At 64.2% G+C, this 20493-nt stretch carries 22 protein-coding genes, 1 tRNA gene and 1 pseudogene; 14 read left to right on the top strand and 10 right to left on the bottom strand.

The features are described 5' to 3' along the window. The first annotated feature begins 119 nt into the window (after positions 1–119). Positions 120–872, top strand: coding sequence for a pyridoxine 5'-phosphate synthase (locus tag MUU56_RS07490; protein WP_244766700.1), 753 nt, complete (start codon positions 120–122; stop codon positions 870–872). Positions 873–915: 43 nt separating this feature from the next. Here MUU56_RS07490 and MUU56_RS07485 read toward each other — a convergent pair whose 3' ends face one another. After that, complete coding sequence (locus tag MUU56_RS07485) at positions 916–1803, bottom strand: NmrA family NAD(P)-binding protein (RefSeq protein ID WP_244766699.1); 888 nt, start codon at positions 1801–1803, stop codon at positions 916–918. A gap of 169 nt (positions 1804–1972) precedes the next feature. On the opposite strand from MUU56_RS07485, the gene MUU56_RS07480 reads away from it, so the two are divergent. Together MUU56_RS07480 and MUU56_RS07475 are read left to right on the top strand one after the other, a co-directional pair. Further along, complete coding sequence (locus MUU56_RS07480) at positions 1973–2380, top strand: winged helix-turn-helix transcriptional regulator (RefSeq protein WP_244766698.1); 408 nt, start codon at positions 1973–1975, stop codon at positions 2378–2380. Positions 2381–2425: 45 nt separating this feature from the next. Further along, positions 2426–3670 carry an FAD-dependent oxidoreductase gene (locus tag MUU56_RS07475; RefSeq protein ID WP_244766697.1) on the top strand — a complete coding sequence of 415 codons (1245 nt, stop codon included), beginning with the start codon at positions 2426–2428 and terminating at the stop codon, positions 3668–3670. On the opposite strand, the gene MUU56_RS07470 is transcribed toward MUU56_RS07475, so the two are convergent. From MUU56_RS07470 to MUU56_RS07450, 5 genes are all read right to left on the bottom strand, one after another. After that, positions 3612–4625 (bottom strand): bifunctional helix-turn-helix transcriptional regulator/GNAT family N-acetyltransferase, encoded by a 1014-nt coding sequence (locus tag MUU56_RS07470; RefSeq protein WP_244766696.1) that lies wholly within the window; start codon positions 4623–4625, stop codon positions 3612–3614. The genes MUU56_RS07475 and MUU56_RS07470 overlap by 59 nt on opposite strands. Before the next feature lie 151 nt (positions 4626–4776). Next, positions 4777–4986, bottom strand: coding sequence for a cold-shock protein (locus MUU56_RS07465; RefSeq protein WP_064330432.1), 210 nt, complete (start codon positions 4984–4986; stop codon positions 4777–4779). 202 nt (positions 4987–5188) lie between these two features. After that, positions 5189–5551, bottom strand: coding sequence for a DUF4087 domain-containing protein (locus tag MUU56_RS07460; protein ID WP_244766695.1), 363 nt, complete (start codon positions 5549–5551; stop codon positions 5189–5191). Positions 5552–5561: 10 nt separating this feature from the next. After that, positions 5562–5861, bottom strand: a complete 300-nt coding sequence (locus MUU56_RS07455) for a hypothetical protein (protein WP_244766694.1) — start codon at positions 5859–5861, stop codon at positions 5562–5564. 116 nt (positions 5862–5977) lie between these two features. Continuing rightward, positions 5978–6358: a BRA0787 family protein gene (locus MUU56_RS07450; protein ID WP_244766693.1), complete on the bottom strand. Its 381-nt coding sequence runs from the start codon at positions 6356–6358 to the stop codon at positions 5978–5980. Between the two features lie 395 nt (positions 6359–6753). On the opposite strand from MUU56_RS07450, the gene MUU56_RS07445 reads away from it, so the two are divergent. The 3 genes from MUU56_RS07445 (at position 6754) to MUU56_RS07435 (ending at position 10237) form a co-directional block, all read left to right on the top strand. Then, positions 6754–7410: a TetR/AcrR family transcriptional regulator C-terminal domain-containing protein gene (locus MUU56_RS07445; protein WP_244766692.1), complete on the top strand. Its 657-nt coding sequence runs from the start codon at positions 6754–6756 to the stop codon at positions 7408–7410. A gap of 59 nt (positions 7411–7469) precedes the next feature. Beyond that, on the top strand, positions 7470–8489 hold the full coding sequence (gene ilvC, locus MUU56_RS07440) for a ketol-acid reductoisomerase (RefSeq protein WP_244766691.1): 1020 nt from the start codon (positions 7470–7472) through the stop codon (positions 8487–8489). Positions 8490–9013: 524 nt separating this feature from the next. Further along, complete coding sequence (locus MUU56_RS07435; protein WP_244766690.1) at positions 9014–10237, top strand: aminotransferase-like domain-containing protein; 1224 nt, start codon at positions 9014–9016, stop codon at positions 10235–10237. Between the two features lie 181 nt (positions 10238–10418). On the opposite strand, the gene MUU56_RS07430 is transcribed toward MUU56_RS07435, so the two are convergent. Continuing rightward, entirely contained in the window at positions 10419–12062 is a 1644-nt protein-coding gene (locus MUU56_RS07430) for a M20/M25/M40 family metallo-hydrolase (protein WP_244766689.1), read from the bottom strand. A gap of 138 nt (positions 12063–12200) precedes the next feature. Here MUU56_RS07430 and MUU56_RS07425 point away from each other — a divergent pair, with 138 nt between their 5' ends. Next, positions 12201–12617 (top strand): Lrp/AsnC family transcriptional regulator, encoded by a 417-nt coding sequence (locus tag MUU56_RS07425; RefSeq protein ID WP_244766688.1) that lies wholly within the window; start codon positions 12201–12203, stop codon positions 12615–12617. 13 nt (positions 12618–12630) lie between these two features. Here the strand turns inward: MUU56_RS07425 and MUU56_RS07420 are convergent, their stop codons facing one another. Next, complete coding sequence (locus MUU56_RS07420) at positions 12631–14247, bottom strand: hypothetical protein (protein WP_244766687.1); 1617 nt, start codon at positions 14245–14247, stop codon at positions 12631–12633. Positions 14248–14414: 167 nt separating this feature from the next. Between MUU56_RS07420 and MUU56_RS07415 the strand changes: the two genes are divergently transcribed. From MUU56_RS07415 to MUU56_RS07405, 3 genes are all read left to right on the top strand, one after another. After that, positions 14415–15521 (top strand): endonuclease/exonuclease/phosphatase family protein, encoded by a 1107-nt coding sequence (locus MUU56_RS07415; protein ID WP_244766686.1) that lies wholly within the window; start codon positions 14415–14417, stop codon positions 15519–15521. Positions 15522–15650: 129 nt separating this feature from the next. Continuing rightward, positions 15651–16568, top strand: a complete 918-nt coding sequence (locus MUU56_RS07410; protein WP_244766685.1) for a PhzF family phenazine biosynthesis protein — start codon at positions 15651–15653, stop codon at positions 16566–16568. Positions 16569–16684: 116 nt separating this feature from the next. Beyond that, a tRNA-Lys gene (locus tag MUU56_RS07405) sits at positions 16685–16760 on the top strand. Between the two features lie 269 nt (positions 16761–17029). On the opposite strand, the gene MUU56_RS07400 is transcribed toward MUU56_RS07405, so the two are convergent. Beyond that, positions 17030–17383 carry a transposase gene (locus MUU56_RS07400; RefSeq protein WP_244766684.1) on the bottom strand — a complete coding sequence of 118 codons (354 nt, stop codon included), beginning with the start codon at positions 17381–17383 and terminating at the stop codon, positions 17030–17032. 122 nt (positions 17384–17505) lie between these two features. Here MUU56_RS07400 and MUU56_RS07395 point away from each other — a divergent pair, with 122 nt between their 5' ends. From MUU56_RS07395 to MUU56_RS07380, 4 genes and pseudogenes are all read left to right on the top strand, one after another. Next, on the top strand, positions 17506–17670 hold the full coding sequence (locus MUU56_RS07395) for a transposase (protein ID WP_263194031.1): 165 nt from the start codon (positions 17506–17508) through the stop codon (positions 17668–17670). Between the two features lie 367 nt (positions 17671–18037). Beyond that, the gene (locus MUU56_RS07390; protein WP_244766683.1) at positions 18038–18226 is read left to right on the top strand and encodes a hypothetical protein; all 189 of its coding nucleotides are present in this window, start codon (positions 18038–18040) and stop codon (positions 18224–18226) included. 9 nt (positions 18227–18235) lie between these two features. Beyond that, positions 18236–19105 carry a hypothetical protein gene (locus MUU56_RS07385; RefSeq protein WP_244766682.1) on the top strand — a complete coding sequence of 290 codons (870 nt, stop codon included), beginning with the start codon at positions 18236–18238 and terminating at the stop codon, positions 19103–19105. Between the two features lie 179 nt (positions 19106–19284). Then, positions 19285–19716, top strand: a pseudogene (locus MUU56_RS07380) (Gfo/Idh/MocA family oxidoreductase); the annotation flags it as partial. Between the two features lie 221 nt (positions 19717–19937). Here the strand turns inward: MUU56_RS07380 and MUU56_RS07375 are convergent. After that, the gene (locus tag MUU56_RS07375) at positions 19938–20456 is read right to left on the bottom strand and encodes a DUF6428 family protein (protein WP_244766681.1); all 519 of its coding nucleotides are present in this window, start codon (positions 20454–20456) and stop codon (positions 19938–19940) included. Positions 20457–20493 lie beyond the last annotated feature (37 nt).

Below are 20493 nucleotides of genomic sequence, written 5' to 3'. Positions count from 1 at the left end.
GCATGCACAGGCTCCCGCCACAAAGCCGCAAGGCCCCGGTCTGCGGCCGCCTTGCGGCGATTGCCCTTGTGGAAACAACAGGCTAGACCTTGTGGCCTGCAAGAGGAGTTTGCGTCGCCATGCCTGCGAAACTGTCGGTCAATCTCAATGCCATTGCCATGCTGCGCAACCGGCGGGACCTGCCCTGGCCGAGCGTCACCGGCCTTGGCCGGATCGCCCTTCAGGCAGGCGCGAGCGGCCTCACCGTGCATCCGCGGCCGGACCAGCGCCATATCCGCTTTTCCGATCTCGCACCGATCCGCAACCTCATCGACACGGAGTTCTCGGATACGGAATTCAACATCGAGGGCTTTCCGGAAGAGGGCTTCATGCGGCTCGTCGAGGAACATCGCCCCGAGCAGGTGACGCTCGTGCCCGACGATCCCTCCCAGGCGACCTCCGACCACGGCTGGGACTTCCGCAAGAACCATAATCTCCTCGGCAACATCGTCGGCCGGCTGAAGAAGCTGGGGCTGCGCGTCTCGGTCTTTGCCGATGGCGATCCCGACCGTGAGGCGCTGACCATCGCGAAGGAGGTCGGCGCGGACCGGATCGAGCTCTACACCGGCCCCTATGGCGGCTGCTACGACGATCCGGCCGAGGCGGCGCGGATCGTCGAACGGCTTGGCGAGACGGCGGATATCGCTTTCGAGCTCGGCCTCGACGTCAATGCCGGCCATGACCTGACGGTTGCCAACCTGCCGGCGCTCGTCGCGCGCATCCCGCGTCTTGCCGAAGTGTCGATCGGGCATGGCCTGACCGCCGACGCGCTGGAACATGGCATGGCGGAGACCGTGCGGCGCTTCTGCCGCGCCTGCGGCCAGGACGTCTGACAGGCCTTGCGGCGCCCGTTCGAGCGCCGCACCTTGAATGGCATCAACCGAGAAACGCGGCCTTGTTCGCGGCGACGAAGTCCTCGAAGGCTGTCGGCGCACGGCCGGAAAGCGCCTCGGCGTCTTCCGTTATCATCGCGATCCTGCCTTCGCGCGTGTTGGCGTCGAAGGAGACGATGGTCGGCACGAAGCCTTCCGGCAGGCCTGCGGCCTTCAGCCCCTCGGCAAGCTGGGCATCCGTGACATGCACGACGGCAAGCGGCTTGCCGGTCGCCGCGGAGACGATGGCGGCGATCTCCTCGGCCGTGTGCGTCTTCGGGCCGGTCAGCGTGTAGGTGCGGCTCTCGTTGCCGGCCTTCAGCACGGCGCCGGCAAGGGCGGCGGCGGTGTCGGCGCGGGTGATGTGGGCGATCCTGCCCGCACCGGACGAGGTGTACCAGGAGCCCGTCTGCAGCGCATGCGGCAGCGACATGAAGAGGTTTTCCGCATACCAGCCGTCGCGCAGGATGGTGTAGGGGATGCCGGTCGCCTTGATCGCCTCTTCGCTGCCGAGATGGTCGGGGGCGAAGGTGACGAGCGAATCGTCCGGCTGCGGCATCGACGTATAGAGGATGTGCTTCGCACCCGCCCTGGCGGCGGCGGCGATGGCGGCCTTGTGCTGGGCGAGGCGCTTGCCGGGCGTGTCGAGCGCGTCGGTGGAGATGATCAGCACCTTGCCGGCGCCGGCAAAGGCCGCGTCGAGCGAGGCCGGATCGTCGAAATCGGCGGCGCGCACGGTGACGCCCTTGTCGGCATAGGCGGCGAGCTTGGAGACGTCGCGGGTCGTGGCGATGATGTTGGCGGGCGCGAGCTTGCCGGAGGCGAGGAGCGCGTCGATGACGAGGCGGCCGAGCTGGCCGGAGGCGCCGGTAACGAGAACTGTGTCGGTCATGTCTTTGCCTTTCTAGGCCCTTGCGGACCGTTCCTGCAGGCGTGGCGGGGAGGCGCCCTGGTCCTGCTGCGCGTTGGTCTCTAATTGAGACTTGCTCTTATCTGGTAATCTGATAGGAGCTGTAAAGAAGGCAGTTTTTTCTGCGGTGGTTACCTGGAGGGAACCGGCCATGAATAGGATCGTCGACCGTGCCGAGGGCGAGCGCGTCATTCTCATCGACGGTGTCGCCATGTCGATGGACGATTGTCCGGTGCGCGACGTGCTGGACAGCGTCGGCGGCAAGTGGACGTCGCTGATGATTCTCGGCCTTGCCGATGGGCCGCGCCGCTTTTCGCAGCTGCGCCGCTTCATCCCCGATATTTCGCAGCGCATGCTGACCCAGACGCTGCGCGACCTGCAGCGCGACGGCTATCTGACGCGCACCGTCTATCCCACCCAGCCGCCGAGCGTCGAATATTGCCTGACGCCGCTCGGCCATTCCTTCCTTGCGCTTCTGCGCTCCCTCGTGCAGTGGTCTACCGAGAACCATGCCGCGATCCGGGCCGCCCGACAGGCCTACGACGCGGTAAAGGACTGACGCTCCGGCCGCTGAGCTCCGGAGCCGCATGCAGGGAAGGCGGCCATGAAGCCACTCGATATCGGTATCGCCGGCGCCGGGCCCGCGGGGCTTGCGGCGGCACTGTTCCTGTCGCGCGCCGGTCACCGGGTGGAGCTGATCGAACGCTTCGAGCAGCCGTCCCCCGTCGGTTCCGGCCTGCTGATGCAGCCGACCGGGCTCACCGTGCTCGATGCGCTCGGCCTTTCCCCGGCCATTCATGCGCTCGGCAACCGCATCGACCGGCTGCATGGGGCCGACGCGCGGAGCGGGCGGACGGTGCTCGACGTGCGCTACGATGCGCTGGCCGGCGGCCGCTATGGCCTTGCCGTGCATCGGGCGGCGCTCTTTGCCACCCTGCATGATGCGGTGGCGGCCGCGGGCCTGCCCATCCGCACCGGCATCACGCTCGCCAAGGCCGAGACGCGGCAGGCGCGCACCGCCCTTCACGATCCAGAGGGCGGGATCGTCGGCGACTACGACCTGGTGGTCGACGCGACGGGCGCCCGTTCCCAGCTTGCCGCCGCGTCCGTCGTCGCGCCCGCTGTGCGCGAACTGCCCTGGGGCGCCTTCTGGGCGACGCTCGATTGCGACGGCATACCGCACGATGCGCGGGCGCTCGCGCAACGCTATGACGCGGCGAAGGTGATGATCGGCGTGCTGCCGGTCGGCCGGGCCCATGCGGGCGAGGGGCGCAAGGTCGCCTTCTTCTGGAGTCTCAGGGCGGCGGATGCGGACGCGGTGCGGCAGGCCGGCCTCCAGCGCTGGAAGGGACGCATCCTCGACTACTGGCCCGAGACCGCGCCCTTCCTCGACCAGATCACGGACTGGGACCAGCTGACGCTCGCGCGCTATGCCCACCGCACCACGCTGCCGCCCGTGGCGGACGGCATCGCCTTCATCGGTGACAGCGCCCATTCGACCAGCCCGCAGCTAGGGCAGGGGGCGAACATGGCGCTGCTCGATGCGGCGGCGCTGGCGCATGCCCTGGCCACGGCCGCCTCCCTGGAGGAGGGGCTGGCGGCCTATGCGGCCGCCCGGCGCAACCATGTCCGGCTGTTCCAGCTGCTCTCCTACGTCTTCACGCCCTTCTACCAGTCGGATTCGCGGGCGATCGCCTGGCTGCGCGACCGGCTTGTGGCGACCGTCGCGAAAATCCCGCCGGCACCGCAGGTCCTTGCGGCGATCGTCTCCGGCACGCTTGTCGATCCGTTCATACGGGCCGGGCTTCAGGAGTGCCGCTGGCTGGAACGCGCGCTGCAGGAGGCGTGAGCGGTTCCTGCCAGCCGGCAAGGTCGAGCGCCCAGGTCTGCCCCACGAGGTCCTGGCCGAAGCTGTGGTGCGTCTCCTCCTTCTCCAGCGTGAAGCCGGCGGCCTGGTAGATGCGGCGGGCGGCGGCCAGGATGTCGTTCGTCCAGAGCTCCAGCCGCCTGTAGCCGGCGTCTTGCGCAAAGCGGATGCACGCCGTCACCAGGCGGGTGCCGAGGCCATGGCCGCGCGCGGCCTCGGCGACATGCAGCAGGCGCAGCCTGGCCGTCGTCTCGCTGGCCTTCACCAGGAAGATGCTGCCGACGAGCGTGCCGTTCTGCTCGGCGATCCAGCAGTGCTCGCGGGCCGGATCGAAGTCGCGCAGGAATTTCGCGCAGATCTCGGCGACGAGCGCCTCGTATTCCTCGTTCCAGCCGTAGCTTTCCGCATAGCTTTGGGCCTGGCTGGCGATCACCCTGCCCATGTCGCCGACCCGGTGGGGGCGGATCCGGATCGGGCTTGAAGGCTCCTGCCCGGCAAGGAGGGCCGTGACGTCGCTGAGCGCCGCCGTCAGCCTGTGTCGCGCCACCTCGTCGAGCGGCTCGATGAGGGTCGCGATGCTTGCCCGCGACCGCGTGGCGAGGTCGGCGGCGACCGCCCGGCCGCTCTCCGTCAGGCTCAGCAGCCGTCCGCGACCATCGGCCGGGTCCTGGCGGATGTCGACCATGCCCGCCCCCGCGAAACGTTTCAGCATGCGGCTGACATAGGCGGGGTCGAGCGACAGTTCCGTCGTCAGCTGCGAGGCGGCGGTGGCGCCGCCATTGGCGAGTTCGTAGATGACGCGCGCTTCGGTCAGCGTATAGGGCGTGTCGAGATAGGCGCGGTCGAGCACGCCGATGCGGTTGGTGTAGAAGCGGTTGAAGGCGCGGACCGCTTCGATCGTGTCCGCACCGGGTTCCTCAGTGGCAATGGCCGTCATGATGATCTCCTTCGATCACCATCGTCGCCATTTATTTGACTGAGTCAAGTAATTTGCGTTGTTGCCGTTGCATGGCCAAGTGTGCAAGGGGGCGGACGCAAAAAAGGCCGGATCGCTCCGGCCTTTCCGATTTCAATGCTGTCGCGGCCGATCAGGCTGCGACGAGCTGGTCAGCCGACATCTTGCCGGACTTGCGGTCGCGGACCAGCTCGAAGCTGACCTTCTGACCTTCGTTGAGCGCTGCGAGGCCAGCGCGCTGAACGGCGGAGATGTGGACGAAAACGTCCGGCTCACCGCTGTCCTGCTGAATGAAGCCGTAACCCTTGGTCGTGTTGAACCACTTTACGGTACCAGTTGCCATGACGAAACCTTTCCTAAGCCGTCAAATCAATCTTCGGTCGCCGGGACGGCAACCATGGGAGGTCGAATTTGAAGGGTAGGTTCGTAACTGCAGGCGCAAGCGCCTGCAAATGCAGAAGTCAACGTTCAAATCTCGATGCGGGAGAAATAAGTGGTTCGGTGCTCCGGGTCAAGATGTGCGCGGCCCGGATCGCCTACGGTTTTCATTCGACCGCCGGCAGCGCCGTATCGTTCGCGCATTGCGAGATCGGCAGTTGCCGGACGCTGTGAATGGCGGTGATCCGGCCCTCCGCGGCATCGGTCTCCACCTTCATGCAGGCGCAGGCATAGCCGTAATTGCCGTTGGTGCGCACATAGTCGCCGGCGGAAATGTCGGGAATCCGGTCGAAGCCGGCGGGCTCCTCGCCGGCGCCCTGCGTCATCAGTGTCCAGCTCCCCTCGCTGTCGTCGAGCCACCAGTTGGCGGGTGTCGGGTTCTGCAGCCAGCCGCAGCGGGTTTCGGCTGCCTCGGCCATGGCGACGGTGGCCGCCAGGGCGAGCAGGGCAAAGAGGATCGGCTTCCTCATCGTCGCGCCCTCAGTTCCCGATCTTCTTGCAGTGGAACGTGTCGCCGCTGGCCTCGGAGGCCCAGTCCATCCCGCTGTCGGTGATGTTGGCAAGGCCGATGCGATAGTCGTCGGCGAAGGTCAGGATGTAGGCGCCACCGTCCTGCTCGCTTTTCAGGATGGGCATCGGCCCTTCGCCCGAATCATAGGTGTCGGCGGTGAAGGTGAAGGTCGAGACCTCGCAATCCCAGGTGCCGACATAGGGCGGCTCCCCGGCGGCGTGGACGGGCAGGGCGGAAAGAAGCAGGATGGACGCAAGGAGACGAAGCATGGCGGGATCCGTCGCAGGAGGGCAGGCGAAGCTGTAACACGCAGCGCCTGCCCCTTATTCGCGGGGCCGTCGGGCCATGCAAGAAAGGTCCCGCCCTGGACGGGACCCCTTGAGAATCAGGCCGGGCGGCGCTTGTCGACCCGGTGATGATCGAGGAAGGCGGCGATGGCGGCCTCGCCGCACAGGCGACGCTGCTCGACAAGGGCGCCGGCAAGATGGGCGGCATCGCCGAAGGTGCCGATTTCCGTCTCGGCCGTCGCCGGATTGCGGGCAAGCGTGTCGGAAACGATGTCCGCCAGGGTACGCGGCAGGATATCGGTGCACGCCCGCATGCTTTCGAAAACGATGCTTATCGGGATGATCTGGTCCTCGTAGATCACCATCGGTTCGGCGCGTTCGTCTTCCCACGCGTCGAGCGCCTCGAGGGCGGCGCCGAACAGCTGCTGCAGAGTGATGGGCGCATGTCCTTCGTGAAGGTCTGGCAGGAAATTCATCATCTTCTGTCTCCTTGGCGTAAGGGCGATTGGCTTCATACTCCTGACTGAGAGCCCCGATGCCGGCGTGCCGACGCGCGATGCGAACGGCCTGCTGCACCGCAGGTCTCACAAATCTTAACAAGCGGAAACGGATTGGGAAGCGAAAAATTTTGTGCCGCGCAGGCCTTCTGTCGGTTTGGCGTAGAGTTATGTTTCAAATCAGCGACATAGCGGAAAGAAAATTTCCGTCTCATTGTGCATTGCAGCGATTATTGCATGTCGCATGGCCCGGCCTGGAAAGAGATTCGGCACGGCAAATCACTTCTCTTTCATTCGTTGGAAGAAGGCTGTTGACCGGCCATGCGGAGATCGCTAGAAGGTTGCCGAACCGTACGGTACGGTACGCAAACGGATGGATGATCATCTTGCAGGTGTTCGAACAGGCAAAAGCGGGGGCTGCGGCCGCGGGACTGACGGAACGTCAGGGCGCGGTGCTGGAGCGTGCGCTCGGCCTGCTCGTGGAGGGCGGCGAGCGTGCGCTGACAACGGCCGGCGTGGCGCGCGCGGCGAACTGTTCGAAGGAAAGCCTCTACAAGTGGTTCGGCGACCGCGACGGGCTGATCTCGGCGATGATCACCTACCAGGCCGGCAAGGTGCGCACGGTCGAGGTGAGCGCGGGCGCACTGACGGCCGAGACGCTGCGCAAGCATCTCCTCGCTTTTGCCCGCGACCTGATCGACGTGCTTTCCGGCGATGTGTCGCTGGCGCTGAACCGCCTTGCCATCGGCCAGGCGAGCCGCGAGGGCGCCGGTCTCGGCCGCCTCTTGCAGGAGCGCGGCCGCCGGCAGATCAGCAGACGCGCCGCGGCCCTCCTGGAGGCGGGCCGCAAGGCGAAGCTGCTTGCTTTCGACGGTGCGGACGAGGCATACGGCACGCTCTACGGCCTGATCGTCTCCGACATGCACCTGCGCATGCTGCTCGGCGAGAATGCCGCAGCGCTCAAGAATGAATTCTCGCCCCGCGCGGAGAAGGCGGTCGATGCCTTCCTGACGCTTTACGGCGCGAAAGGATAAGCCGGCAGGCAGGCCCGCCGGTTCAACGCAAACAGACTAGCGAAGGGAAGGAACCATCGATGCGCGTCTATTACGATCGTGATGCCGATCTCAACCTCATCAAGGCGAAGAACGTCGCCGTCGTCGGCTACGGCTCGCAGGGCCGTGCCCACGCCCTCAACCTCAAGGATTCCGGCGCCAAGAACCTCGTGATCGCCCTCAAGGCCGGCTCGCCGACCATCAAGAAGGCCGAAGCCGACGGCTTCAAGGTCATGACCGTTGCGGACGCCGCCAAGTGGGCTGACCTCCTGATGATGGCGACGCCGGACGAACTCCAGGCCGACATCTACAAGAACGAGATCGCCGGCAATATCCGCGACGGCGCGGCCATCGCGTTCGCGCACGGCCTCAACGTCCATTTCGGCCTCATCGAGCCGAAGGCCTCGGTCGACGTCGTCATGATCGCGCCGAAGGGCCCGGGCCACACGGTTCGCGGCGAATACCAGAAGGGCGGCGGCGTTCCCTGCCTCGTCGCCGTTCACCAGAACGCATCCGGCAACGCGCTCGATCTCGCGCTCTCCTACGCCTGCGGCGTCGGCGGCGGCCGTTCGGGCATCATCGAGACCAACTTCAAGGAAGAGTGCGAAACCGACCTCTTCGGCGAGCAGGTCGTCCTGTGCGGCGGTCTCGTCGAGCTGATCCGCGCCGGCTTCGAAACGCTGGTCGAGGCCGGTTATGCGCCGGAAATGGCCTATTTCGAGTGCCTGCACGAAGTCAAGCTGATCGTCGACCTGATCTATGAAGGTGGTATCGCCAACATGAACTACTCGATCTCCAACACGGCCGAGTGGGGCGAATACGTCACGGGTCCGCGCATCATCACCGCCGAGACCAAGGCCGAGATGAAGCGCGTCCTCCACGACATCCAGACCGGCAAGTTCACCTCCGAATGGATGCAGGAATGGAAGGCCGGCGGCGCCCGCTTCAAGGGTATCCGCCGCAACAACGACTCGCACCAGATCGAGGAAGTCGGCGCGAAACTCCGCGGCATGATGCCGTGGATCGGCAAGAACAAGCTGGTCGACAAGGCCGTCAACTAAGGGGTCTGCCGATCCCGCGTCCTGTCGGCATGCCTGCCGGCAATGCGGGGATCGGCAATCGTTTCTGCTTTGCGCAGGACGACGGGCCGGGCGGGTTTTCCGCCCGGTCTTCTATTTCAGGCCTCCTGAAATAATGCAGTGCATCTTCCGCCTCTTTGCAGTGCAGCAAGTAATAAACTTGCTCCGGAGGGCGAACAGGAACAAAATACAGGCGTGTTTCGTTCCGTCTCCGGGAGGAAAATGCGATGTCCACGATTGTCCAATACTTCGCCTGGTTCGATCTCTTTATCCTGGGCAGTATAGCCACGCTCGTGCTGCTCAGCCTTTACAGCGACCGCGCCACCTGAGCGCCGCCTGCGGCTGAAACCGCCGCCGGGGCACGGGCGCTCCGGCGAGATTAGTCCCGTACGAAATCTTGGGGTGCGGGCATGTTTTGTTGTTGCGATTATTTAGGTCAGTATTATTGACATAAAAACCGCACCGTGATGAGGTGCGTTCAAACAACAAGCCCGAGGAAACCCCCTATGTTCAAATGGGAACAAGCCTTCGCCACGCGCGCGTCGCGCATGAAGGCATCCGAAATCCGCGAATTGCTGAAGCTCCTGGAACGGCCCGATATCATCTCGTTCGCAGGCGGCATCCCGGATCCGGCGCTGTTTCCGAAGGAAGCCTTCTCGGCCGCCTATACCGATGTGCTGGCCGGCGAGAGTGCGGCGGCGGGCCTGCAATATTCCGTCAGCGAGGGCTACAAGCCGCTGCGCGACTGGCTCGCCGGCGAGATGGGTAAGATCGGCATCCCCTGTACGGCGGAAAACGTCTTCATCGTTTCCGGCTCGCAGCAGGGCCTCGATTATCTCGGAAAGCTTTTCCTCTCGCCCAAGGACACCGCGCTCGTCACCTGGCCGACCTATCTCGGCGCGTTGCAGGCCTTCAACGCCTATGAGCCGACCTACGACAGGCTGAACCTTTCCGGCAACCGCACGCCGGATGCCTATCGCGCGACGGCGGCGGAGGCCGGTGGCCGCGTCAAGTTCGCCTATCTTTCCGCCGATTTCGCCAACCCGACCGGCGAGACGGTCGACCGGGCGGGCCGCGAAAAGCTGCTCGACCTCGCCGAAGAGCTGGAAATCCCCGTCATCGAGGATGCCGCCTACCAGTCGCTGCGCTATGACGGCGAGGCCATCCCGCCGATCCTGGCGCTGGAGATCGCCCGCAAGGGCAGCATCGACGCGGCGCGCACGATCTACTGCGGCAGCTTCTCCAAGACGCTCGCGCCGGGCCTGCGCGTCGGCTACATCGTCGCGGCCGCGCCCGTCATCCGCAAGCTCGTGCTGATGAAGCAGGCGGCAGACCTGCATTCCTCGACCATCAACCAGATGGCCATCGCCCATGTCGCCGAGCGCGGTTTCGACGCGCAGGTGGCGAAGATCAGGGCCGCCTACAGCGCGCGCCGCAACGCCATGCTCGCCGCCCTGCAGAAATACATGCCCGAGGGCGTCAGCTGGACGAAACCGGAGGGCGGCATGTTCGTCTGGGTTACGCTGCCGGCCGGCATGGACGGGGCAAAGCTGCTCGCCCGCTCCATCGAGACGGAAAAGGTCGCCTTCGTGCCCGGCCAGGCCTTCCATGCGGACGGCAGCGGTGCGAACACGCTGCGCCTCAGCTTCTCCTGCGCCGACGATGCGACCATCGAGGAAGGCATTTCCCGCCTCGGCCGGCTGCTCGCCAGCGAGCGGCTTGCGGCCTGAATGGCGTTCGACGCGGGTGGGGTTTGCCCCTCACCCTAGCCCTCTCCCCGCAGGCGGGGAGAGGGGACGTGCCCTGCGAGCGGTCATTGGTTGGGGAAGCGGGTGCGCCCTATCCCCTTCGCCCCGCTTGCGGGGAGAAGGTGGCCGGCAGGCCGGATGAGGGGCCGAAGTCCCGACTGCGTCATTCCTCCAGGCAGGCCAGTGCCGATGCGAACACCAGGTCCGGCAAGACGCCGAACGTATAGGGCGCATGCACGCGCTCCCATTTCTGGTGGTAGTCGCGACCCCAGGGGCCGATATTGACCGTCGGGAAGGAGAGCAGGCCGTCCGGCGCGTCGTCGGTGAAGGCCGCGGACGGCGTGTTGGCGGTCAGCAGGCCCGTCTCGCCGGCCTCCGGTCGATGGCCGAAGAAGCTCATGTCGGAAATGCCGGCGAAGATCTGCTTGAACTTGATCGAGGTGCCGTGCCGGGCTGCGGCCTCTTCCATCACGGGCTGAAGCCGTGCCTGCATCCGGCGGCCGGCCTCGGACTGGTCGAGATGCACCAGCGGATAATGCAGGCTGCCGAAGCCGATGATCACCGCCGGCCCTTCGATGCCGGCCTCGGTCGCCGCGGCGGAGACGATCTCGCGGCTGACCTTCAGGGGGTCGGTGCTGCCGGCAAGCGCGCGGTCGAGGGCCTCGAGCCGGCCGCGCGCCGCATGGCCGCCGCGCGCGGCGGCCCGCTCCAGCAGTTCCGCATAGTCGAGCACGATCCCTGCCGTCTTCCCGGTGTCGCGCCCGCGATAGCGGGCGGCGTGGTCGTCCTGCGCTCGAAGTGCGGTCTCCAGCGCATTAGAAACGATGGTCTGGAATTCGCCGACGATGTCGCTGGCGCTGCGCCGGTGCGTCAGCCAGTTGAAGGAGAGCCAGACGCGGTCCGGCGTGGTCACGTCGTAACCATCGCGGATGTCGCGCGCCTCAAGGCAGACGGGCGGCGGAGAATGCTCGCCGAAGGCCGCGTCGCTCAGCTCCGGCACCGTGTCCATGGCCCGGACGATCTCGGCGCTGATGCGGTGGGCGCTCGTGCCGTTGAACGGATAGCCGGCATGGGTCGGCCGGCCGATGACGAAGGCGAAGGGCGCGAACTTGCCGATGGAGCCGAGATAGACCGCGCGGCCTTCCGCGCCGTCGCGCTCGCAGCTCGAGGCATCGAGGTTGATGCCGCCGACAATGTCGAGGTCGAAGCGCCGGGCGATGTCCGGCAGGGCATTGCGCAGGCTGCGCATGCCGCGCGAACGGTTCTCCTCGTCGGGCGTCGCCACGAAGAGGATGTTGCCTTCTCTGGTCTCCAGTCCGGCAAAACGCTCCAGCGCCGCGATGCCGGCGGCAAGGCCGCTCTTCATGTCGAGCAGGCCGCGCCCGGCAATGAAATCGCCGCTTTCGAAATCCTTCAGCGCCCTGGCTTCCGCGGCATTCAGCGGCCGGCTTCTCAGCTCCTTCAGAAGCGCCTCGGTCAGCGGTTCCGGATCGCAGGCGAGCGGCGCGAGCGTGCCGTAATTGGCGATCGAGACGGTGTCGAAATGGCCGGCCAGCACCACCGTGCGCCGCCCGCTGCCGCGCACCAGCGCCGCGACGCTCCGCGTCAGCGGTTCGCCATGGCTGTCCACGGTGAAGAGCTGGTCGGGATGGCGGGTGAAATAGGGCGTTTCGGCAAGATGCGCCCGCAGCTTGTGCGAAAAATGCGCCTCGTCCGGCGAGCCCGTCACGCTCGGCCAGCGGGTCATCAGGAGGGAGAGGTCGCGGGTTCGCGCGGTTGCGATGGCATGTGCGGTGTCGTTCGTCATGGGGCCTGCCGAAAGCGGTTGCATTGAGGGACGCACAAGGCTAACCAAGGACGACGGCAGGCGAAACGGCAATTTTTTGGAAAAATTGCAGGCGTTATTGCCGTTTCGCCAGTAAAGACTGACAATCCGGCAGGTGTGATGGATACGATCGACCGCAAGCTCCTCGCCCTCCTGCGCAAGGACGGCCGCGCCTCGCTCTCGGCTCTCGCGGAGGAGCTGAAGGTCTCGCGCGGCACGGTGCAGAACCGGATAGAGCGCCTGACGCGCGACGGCGTCATCGCCGGCTTTTCCGTGCGCGTGACGCAGGCCGACGATCCGCACGCCGTGCGCGCCATCATGATGATCGAGATCACCGGCCAGAAGACGCTGGCCGCCATCCAGGCGCTGCGCGGCCTTCCAGAAGTGCGCGCCCTGCACACGACGAACGGCGCCTGGGACCTCGTGGCGGAAATCCACGCGGACAATCTCGTGGAATTCGAGCGCGTGCTGCGCGGCATCCGCGCCATGGACGGCGTCTCGAAATCGGAAACCAGCCTGCTGCTGACGACCTTGTAACGGGTCGCAGGCCCTACGGCATCACGATGTCGATTTCCTCGCCGGTCGAGGAATAGGTGATGCGCCCGCCCTTCCAGCCGTCGGCGGCCTCCAGCCGGATTTCGAGCGTCACCTTGCCGTCCGGCGAGGGCACCATGAAGCTGCCGTCCGGCGCCATCAGCTGGCCGACGGAGAAGGTGTAGCGCGTCACCGCCATCTCCATGCCGACCTGCAGGCGGGTGAAGGTCCGCGCCGTCAGCTCGCCGAGCTTTTCGGCGGAGAAGAAGGCGAGGTCCTCCAGGCGGAAGAGCCGTTCGGGCCGGAATTCCGCATCCCAGGGCATCATCATGCTCGATGCGGTGATGCCGCGGTCGTTGGCGTTGTAGTCGCGCATGGTGCCGGGCGTGTCGGGCACTTCGGCAAGCAGGCTCATCGAATCCTTGCTGACCGTGATCTCGGCGAAGCGGGCGTTCTTGCCGAACTGCTCGCCGATCGTGCCGAGCGTCTGCCAGGTCATGGCGGGGTCGAGCCAGTTGCGCTTCGGCTTGCGGGCATCGGGCAGGTTGGCGGCGCGCACCGTGCCGTCCGTCGTCACCTCCACCGTGCCGCTGGCGGTAAACAGCGTCATTTCCCCCGGCTGGCCGAGATCGGTGAAATGCACCACCCAGCGCAGTTCCGGCTTGCCGGGCCCGTCGGTCGAGAGCTTCAGCATCATGTAGCTCATCGTCGACTTGTCGTTCTGCCAGGCCGCCTTCGCCTTGTCGCGGATCATCGTGAGCCTGGAGAGGTCGACATCGCCGATCGAGAAGCCGGGCAGGGCCGATGTGCCGGGGAACATCGGCGAGGTGATGGGCGAGCGCGTGACGCCGGAAATGTCCCAGGAATAGCCGACCGTGGTTTCCGGCAGGCTGGGATGGTCGGCCTTCACCTGCACGGATTTCGGGTAGATCGTCAGGTCGCGGACGACAGGCTTGTTGCCGATGACGGAGGCGAGGCTTTCCAGCGCGGCCTCCTTCGGCCAGTCCTCGTCCTTGAAGAAATCCATCTGGCGGGCGCGGTTGGTGTTGGAAAGGTCCCCGCCGATGATCGTGCCTCCGGCATCCGCGTAGACGGTGGCGCTTTCGCGCGGCGAGGCGACGTAGACCGCCCAGCGGATATCGCCGTAGGAGGGCGTCGGCAGGAGGTTCACGCGCCGGGAGATCTCGATCGACTGCACCGCGCCGCCGCTCTCGAGCTTCGCATAGCTTATGGCGCGGGTGGCGACCTGGTCGGCCTTGGCAAGGGGAATCGCGTCGAGCGGGAAGAGGCCGCTGGCAAGATCGGCCACCATCGCCGGTGCGGACCGCGCCGAAGGGCCGCCGACGGTCTCGGCTTCGAAGAAGAGAAGGCGGGTCGCCTGCCGCACGCGCCATTCGTCCACGTTGCCCGTTCCGGCCCCCTCTATGACGAGGTTCACCTCCTTTTCGGTGATTCGGATCGTGTGCACCTGCGGCGTCCTGCCAAGCGCTTCGGTGACGCGTCCTGCCGCGCGGGCGGCCTCGCCGGGACCGGTGATGTAGCTTTCCGCGGCGCGGGCGGGCAGGCAGGTGAGAAGCAGCAGCGCGAGCCATGCGGCCAGGAACGCCCGTGCTGTGCTGGATACAGTCCCCATGAGCGATCCTCCGCCCGCAACCGGATGCGCATCATCCGCACTGGGTAACGGCGCGGCAGGCCGGTTTATTCCGGGAAGGACAGGCGCCGGTGCGAAAAGCGGCTTTCCATTGCCGGTCAGCCGGTTACACTTGCCCGGCATTGCCCGAAGGACCCTTGAAAGCCCCCATGTCGCTACGCATCGCCACCTTCAATATCGAAAACCTCATGACCCGTTTCGATTTCACGGGCTTTCGCAACCAGCTTCGCCAGGACCGCGTGCTGCGCCTCTTCGATATCCGCAACGAGGCGGAATACCAGCGGCTGGAGGAGGCGCGCACCATCGCGCACACCGACGATGCCCGCCAGCATTCGGCGCTGGCCATCGCCGATGCGGATGCCGACATCCTCTGCCTGCAGGAAACCGACAACATGGCGGCCCTCCAGGCGTTCGAATACGGCTATCTCTTCCGCATGGTCGGCAACGGCTACCGGCAGAAATACCTGATCGAGGGCAATGACAGCCGCGGCATCGACGTTTCCGTGCTGATGCGCGAGGAGACGCGCGACGGCCAGCGCATCGAATGCGTCGATATCCGCAGCCATGCCGCGGTCACCTATCGCGATTTCGATCTCCATACGCCGGATCTCGGGCAGGGGCTCAATCCGGACGACAAGATCTTCAAGCGCGATTGCCTGGAGATGGACCTGCGCATCGGCGGCCGGCCGCTGACGCTCTACGTGGTGCATTTCAAGTCGATGGGGCCGGGCAGGGAGGGCATGGACGGGCGCCAGTCGACCATGCCGGTGCGCATGGCCGAGGCGAAGGCGGTGCGCCGGATCATCGAGGACCGCTTCGGCGCCGGCCATACGGCGGGCAAGGCCTTCGCCATATGCGGCGACATGAACGACTATCAGGAGAAGCTGGCGATCGAGGGCGACAAGCGCAACGGCTACCGCTTCATCCCGCGCAAGGAGGCGGTGAGCGCGCTCGATGCCTTCAGCGCGGACGGTTTCGCCGTGAACCCGATGCTGCGCCGGCCGGTGGACGACCGCTGGACGCTCTATCACAGCCGGGGGCCGGAGGAGCGCCATCTCTGCCAGCTCGACTATATCTGGCTCTCGCCCTCGCTTGCCGAGCGCAACGCGCAGCGCGTTCCCGAAATCATCCGCGCCGGCCAGCCCTTCCGCACGCCCTTCCCGCCGGGGCAGGAGGTGGAGCGGTATCCCCGCGTCGGCTGGGACCGGCCGAAGGCCTCCGACCATTGCCCGGTGGTGATGACGCTCGACCTTTGACCCGTTCTCCGGCCTGCCGGTCCCGGAAACGCCCATTGGCGCACGGTGTGGTTTTCCCTTGCCCGCAGGAAGCGCCTCGGGCAATTCTAGCAGGATGCTTTCGGGCAAAAAACGAACAGGGAGAATGCCTTGCCCCGTCGCTACGCCATCTATGACGTCTTCACCGACACGCGGCTCGCCGGCAATCCGCTGGCCGTCGTCTTCGATGCCGATGATCTCGACGACGGCACGATGCAGCGCATTGCCGGCGAGTTCAATCTTTCCGAGACCGTCTTCGTGAGGACGCCGGAGAACCCGGCGCACAGCGCGCGCCTGCGCATCTTCACGCCCGGCCGGGAGCTGCCGTTCGCCGGCCACCCGACGGTCGGCGCGGCGATCGCCATCGCCGAGGCGGGCGAGGGCGGCGAGGCGGGCCCGCGCGATCTCGTCAGCGTTCTGGAGGAAAATGTCGGTCCTGTGCGCTGCGCGGTCAGGCTCGGCGCGCGCAAGGCCGCCTTCGCCGAATTCGACGTGCCGCGCAAGGCGGCGCGCCTGGAGGCCGCGTTCGACCGGCAGGCGCTCGCCGATGCCTTCAGCCTGAAGCCCGGCCAGATCGGCTTCGAGAATCACGTACCCTCGTTGTGGAGCGCCGGCGTCGCCTTCGTGATGATCCCGGTGCACGACCTCGCGGCGGCCGCTGCGGTGGAATTCGACCCGACGCTCTGGGAGCGCTGCGCGCCCTTCGCCGAGGGACGGCTCGCCTCGGCCTATCTCTATTGCCGCGGCGGGGTCAATCACGTCGCCCGCTTCCACACCCGCATGTTCGCGCCCGACATGGGCATTGCCGAGGACCCGGCGACGGGGGCCGCGGTCGCGGCCATGTCCGGCGCCATCCACTTCTTCGACAAGCTGGTGGACGGCCACCATCCGTTGCTGATCGAGCAGGGCGTCGAAATGGGGCGCCCGTCGCTCATCCACCTCCATCTCGATATCGCGGGCGGGACGATCGCCGGTGCGCGCATCGGCGGCGAGGCGGTCCGCATCGCGTCGGGAACGTTGGATTTGTGACGGTTTTTTGCGCTGCGGAAGAAATTTATCCGCGGACGCATCTTTTTTCCGGATGGCTATGGACAAGCTCCACGAAGGCCTTTATACGCCCCGTCAGACCGCTGGAGCGGTCAAGTGGGTGATTAGCTCAGTTGGTAGAGCAGCTGACTCTTAATCAGCGGGTCCACGGTTCGAGCCCGTGATCACCCACCATTATTCCAAGAATAATGGTTTACGCTGATTACCTTAATCAATCTATAGATCACAAAAGCTTTCCCAGATCACGATTAAGTCACAAAGCTCAATCACAGAGCGCGTCTGACGGCCTCAAAATCGTCTATGAACGTTCCTGTGGATAACTTCCAGATCACAGCCAAATCACCGTCAGATCACATGTGCAGCACGAACGCCTATGCAGGAAGGATTCGTCGCGAAGCATGTCGGAAAAATCATGACGCCTTCCGAAGAGGGCCTTCCCGATCTCAACACCTGCACGCCGTCGAGAGGCTGCGCAGGTTTGCGCCCGCTGCAGAGACATGGGTGCGCACGACGGTGCTATCGAACATCTGGATCAGATGCGCCGGGGATAACAGCGCCGCGAGATGATCGAAGAAGGTTTCGAACACGCCTACCTTGCTCAATCTGTCGAAGCGTTTCCAGACGCTGTTCCATTTGCCGAACCGCTCCGGCTGCGCCCGCCAAGAGATGTTGTGGAGCGAGTGCATCGCTTCCAGAAACAGCCGGTCGTCACGACCCTTGTCGCCTCGACGCGGCAGCGAGGCCCGGAACACGTCCAGCACCACCGCCCAATCCTTGTCCGTCATCTTCGTGGACATCGCCGACCTCCAAATCAGTCGGCTCTCCATGAAACAGGCAAATCCTTTCAGAGGAGTCCTCGCCTCTCTTCATGCGGCAATCCGTCTACACTGCCTAACTGGGTAGGAGTAATGTTGGCACTATGACTGTCACCACCCATAAGATGCAGGTCCTTTCTGGGCCTGAACGGCGGCGCTGGAGCGCGGCAGAGAAGCTGGCCATCATCCAGGAAACCTACGAGTCGGACGCGACGGTGAGCATCGTCGCGCGTCGCCGCGATCGAGATGAAGCTGCCCGCTTTCGGTAACATCGAGACTGCATGCTCTCGAATAACGATCAGCTCGTCCCTCCGCTTCGTCCTGAAATTGTGATGCCGCTGTCAGCGGTATGAAGTCGCGTCGGCTGGATTCCAACCTGAAAGTAACGTTGCGGAGACATTAAGATCGATCGTCTGAGAGATGAGGCGGAGTTGTTTATAACTGTCTGTGCCGGCTGGAAGAAATAGAAGAGAAAATGAAAATAATCTGAAAAGGCCTTGTCAGGCATCGTTTTTCGGACAAGCCTTTCTATAGGGTACGCGAACGCGAGCCTCTTTCATAAGCCAGGCTGCGGCTTTTGCCCTTGGTCATGCTCCGCATGGCCAGGACAAATACGCGCGCCCATAAGGAGCCAGGATGAACGATCACAAGAACCTGTACTGCATGACGAACTTTCATCAGGACAGGACCAATGAAGCGCCCGCCACGAACGAACGTGATTATGAGGGGCAGTTGGTCTTCTCCGGTCCTGACGTCGCTATCGAAGTGATCGACGATCAGATTCAAGGCTATGTGAATGGCCGTATGTCGCATCCGAACGGCTAGCTCTTGGATATGATTGAGAACTACCGTTGCTCGATCCTCGACGGGGCACGGTCTTTGAAACGGGAGGATACCGAGCGCGTGATCATCTTGGGACGACGGCGTCATGTTGAATTCGACATGAGGCCGCGTTTCGAGCCATATCTGGTCCACCTCATCAACCGCTTGGGCGACATCACCACGCTACGCTATGAAATTGAGATCTTCGACTGGGACGATCCAGAGCTGAATAATGGCGGTGGATTTGGCTTCACCTTAACTGGATCGGCTGAAGATGACGTCGAAAGCCTTAAATGGTGTGTCCAACAAAAGCTCGTTAGAAGTAAGGAATGGTACGACAGCTCAAGTGGGCTCGCCGCTGTCGATGCTATTCTTTGGTATCCTGCCGACGGTCAGAGTCTACCTATTGTCGTTTCTTCAGTCAGCGAGAAAACCGCTGCAGGGGAAGGCGGACTTAACTCCGCGCCGGGTGAGGGGAGTTCACCGGATGTGCTGAGCCCGCTTTTGGCGGCCATTCGAAAGAAGCAAGCCGAAACTCTTGCCGAGCCATCCGGGAAGTTCCATGGAGCCGCCGTCGACCGCAAGACGAACCGACCTCAGGAGATGATCTTGAGCGAAGCTCTCGCGTCCACTGATGCCATCGGATTTTGGTTCCAGACAAGGAACGGTGAGGATAAGCCGTATTCCTCTTTTGTGTTTGCGTACGAGAATCTGGAAAGAGGTGAGAGCATCCTGAAGCGGCTCGATGAAAATGCCGATCGCGATCACGCCTTCGGGAACATGTACGCAAGTGACTGGGAGGGTATCAGGTGCTCTTCTGATTTACACATCCGTCACCTCGTGATTGGCCCGCGTCCTGAAGTGGACGAGCGACCCATTTAAAATCGCTCGCACGTATATCTGGTTCGATCGCCATCAGGCTGAAATCTGATGGTGGTCGTGAACCTTAACGCGGCTTGCTGCCTTCAGTCTTTCTTTTGGCGTTTTGTGATAATGGCTATTGTGCCGGAGGGACGAGCAGCGTTTGGGCTTGTCCGTTGTATAGCTGATAAGGCAACGCTGTTATGCTGCGGTTTGATCGCGGCGCCAAGGGTATGCTCTGGTGCAGTCAGGTGGCGCCTAGCCACGAGAATGGCCTGCGGATCCGTGTCTACGGTTCCAAGGGGGGGCTCGAATGAGCCCAGGCAGATCCAAGCTATCTTTGGTTCACGCCCTTTGGTGAAGCAAAGCGCTTGATCACCCGTAACGGGGCTGGCTCGGGCGCCGCCAGCGCCCGCGTCTCTCGTGTTCCGTCCGGCCATCCGGAAGGTTATCTAGAAGCATTTGCGACAATTTACACGGAGGCCGCCAACGCAATAAACGCCGCTAAGCTGGGCGTTGCGGTGGAACCGGCCGTTCTCTATCCGACCGTTAACGATGGTGTGAAGGGCGTCGTGTTCGTCGAGGCCTGCGTGGCTTCTTCTAAGAAAAATGGCGCCTGGATCCGCGTGTAAAGCCAAATTCAGACTATCGACTTTTTTACCGCCTAGAATTAGGCGATCGACTTATGCGCTTGACGGGGTCGACTCTGTCCAGCCGTAGTTCGGCGCGGGGCCGCCTCGGGTTAGGCTAAACGGTTCCAAAGCTGGTTCCTGTAACATTGCGAGGGTAAATCAACAGCTTAGAGACTGGCTGGCCGGCCGGCGGTTCGATTCTCTTCAAGAGCATTCGCTCTTCAGGCGCAACACTTCGAGCTAATCATTGCCGGACCACAGCAGGAATTTGCGGCTGCGCTCTTCTCTGTCAGCCAGCGATCACGGGGTTTGCAGCTTGCCGGCCTTGCGGCCAGTATCACCTCGATTCTGCCTTCGGCCAAGCGCGGCGACGACGCATAGTAGAGGGCCATCGCCCGGCTTCCGTCGCTGACCTCGAAGGTGAGCTTGGCCGCAGGATCGAGCCGGACGTGATCGGAAACCTTGCGGATGATCGCGGAGAACTTCCCCGCCGGCATGTGACCCCTGCCGCCCTCGTCGATATCCCAGAGCTGGACGAACATCTCCGACCAGGTTTCCGGGTTGGCCCCGCAGTCGAGTGCCGAGAACGCGCCCGCCTTGACCTCGGTGACATGATAGCCAGCCTTCACCGGACGTCCGTCATAGACGAACACCAGCGGGGCCTTCGGCGCCGCCGCCAGCCCATCGAGAAGCTGGCCCAGCGTGATGTCGGATGAAACGGTCTTGTCGATCGCGGTCATGTGCGCTACTCCTGTTTTTCAATGATTAAAGGATTAT

It is taken from the genome of Shinella yambaruensis, from assembly GCF_022899355.1.
GTDB classification, from domain to species: domain Bacteria; phylum Pseudomonadota; class Alphaproteobacteria; order Rhizobiales; family Rhizobiaceae; genus Shinella; species Shinella yambaruensis.
The sequence above is the reverse complement of the archived record's forward strand: the minus strand, read 5'-3'. Positions and strand labels throughout refer to the sequence as shown.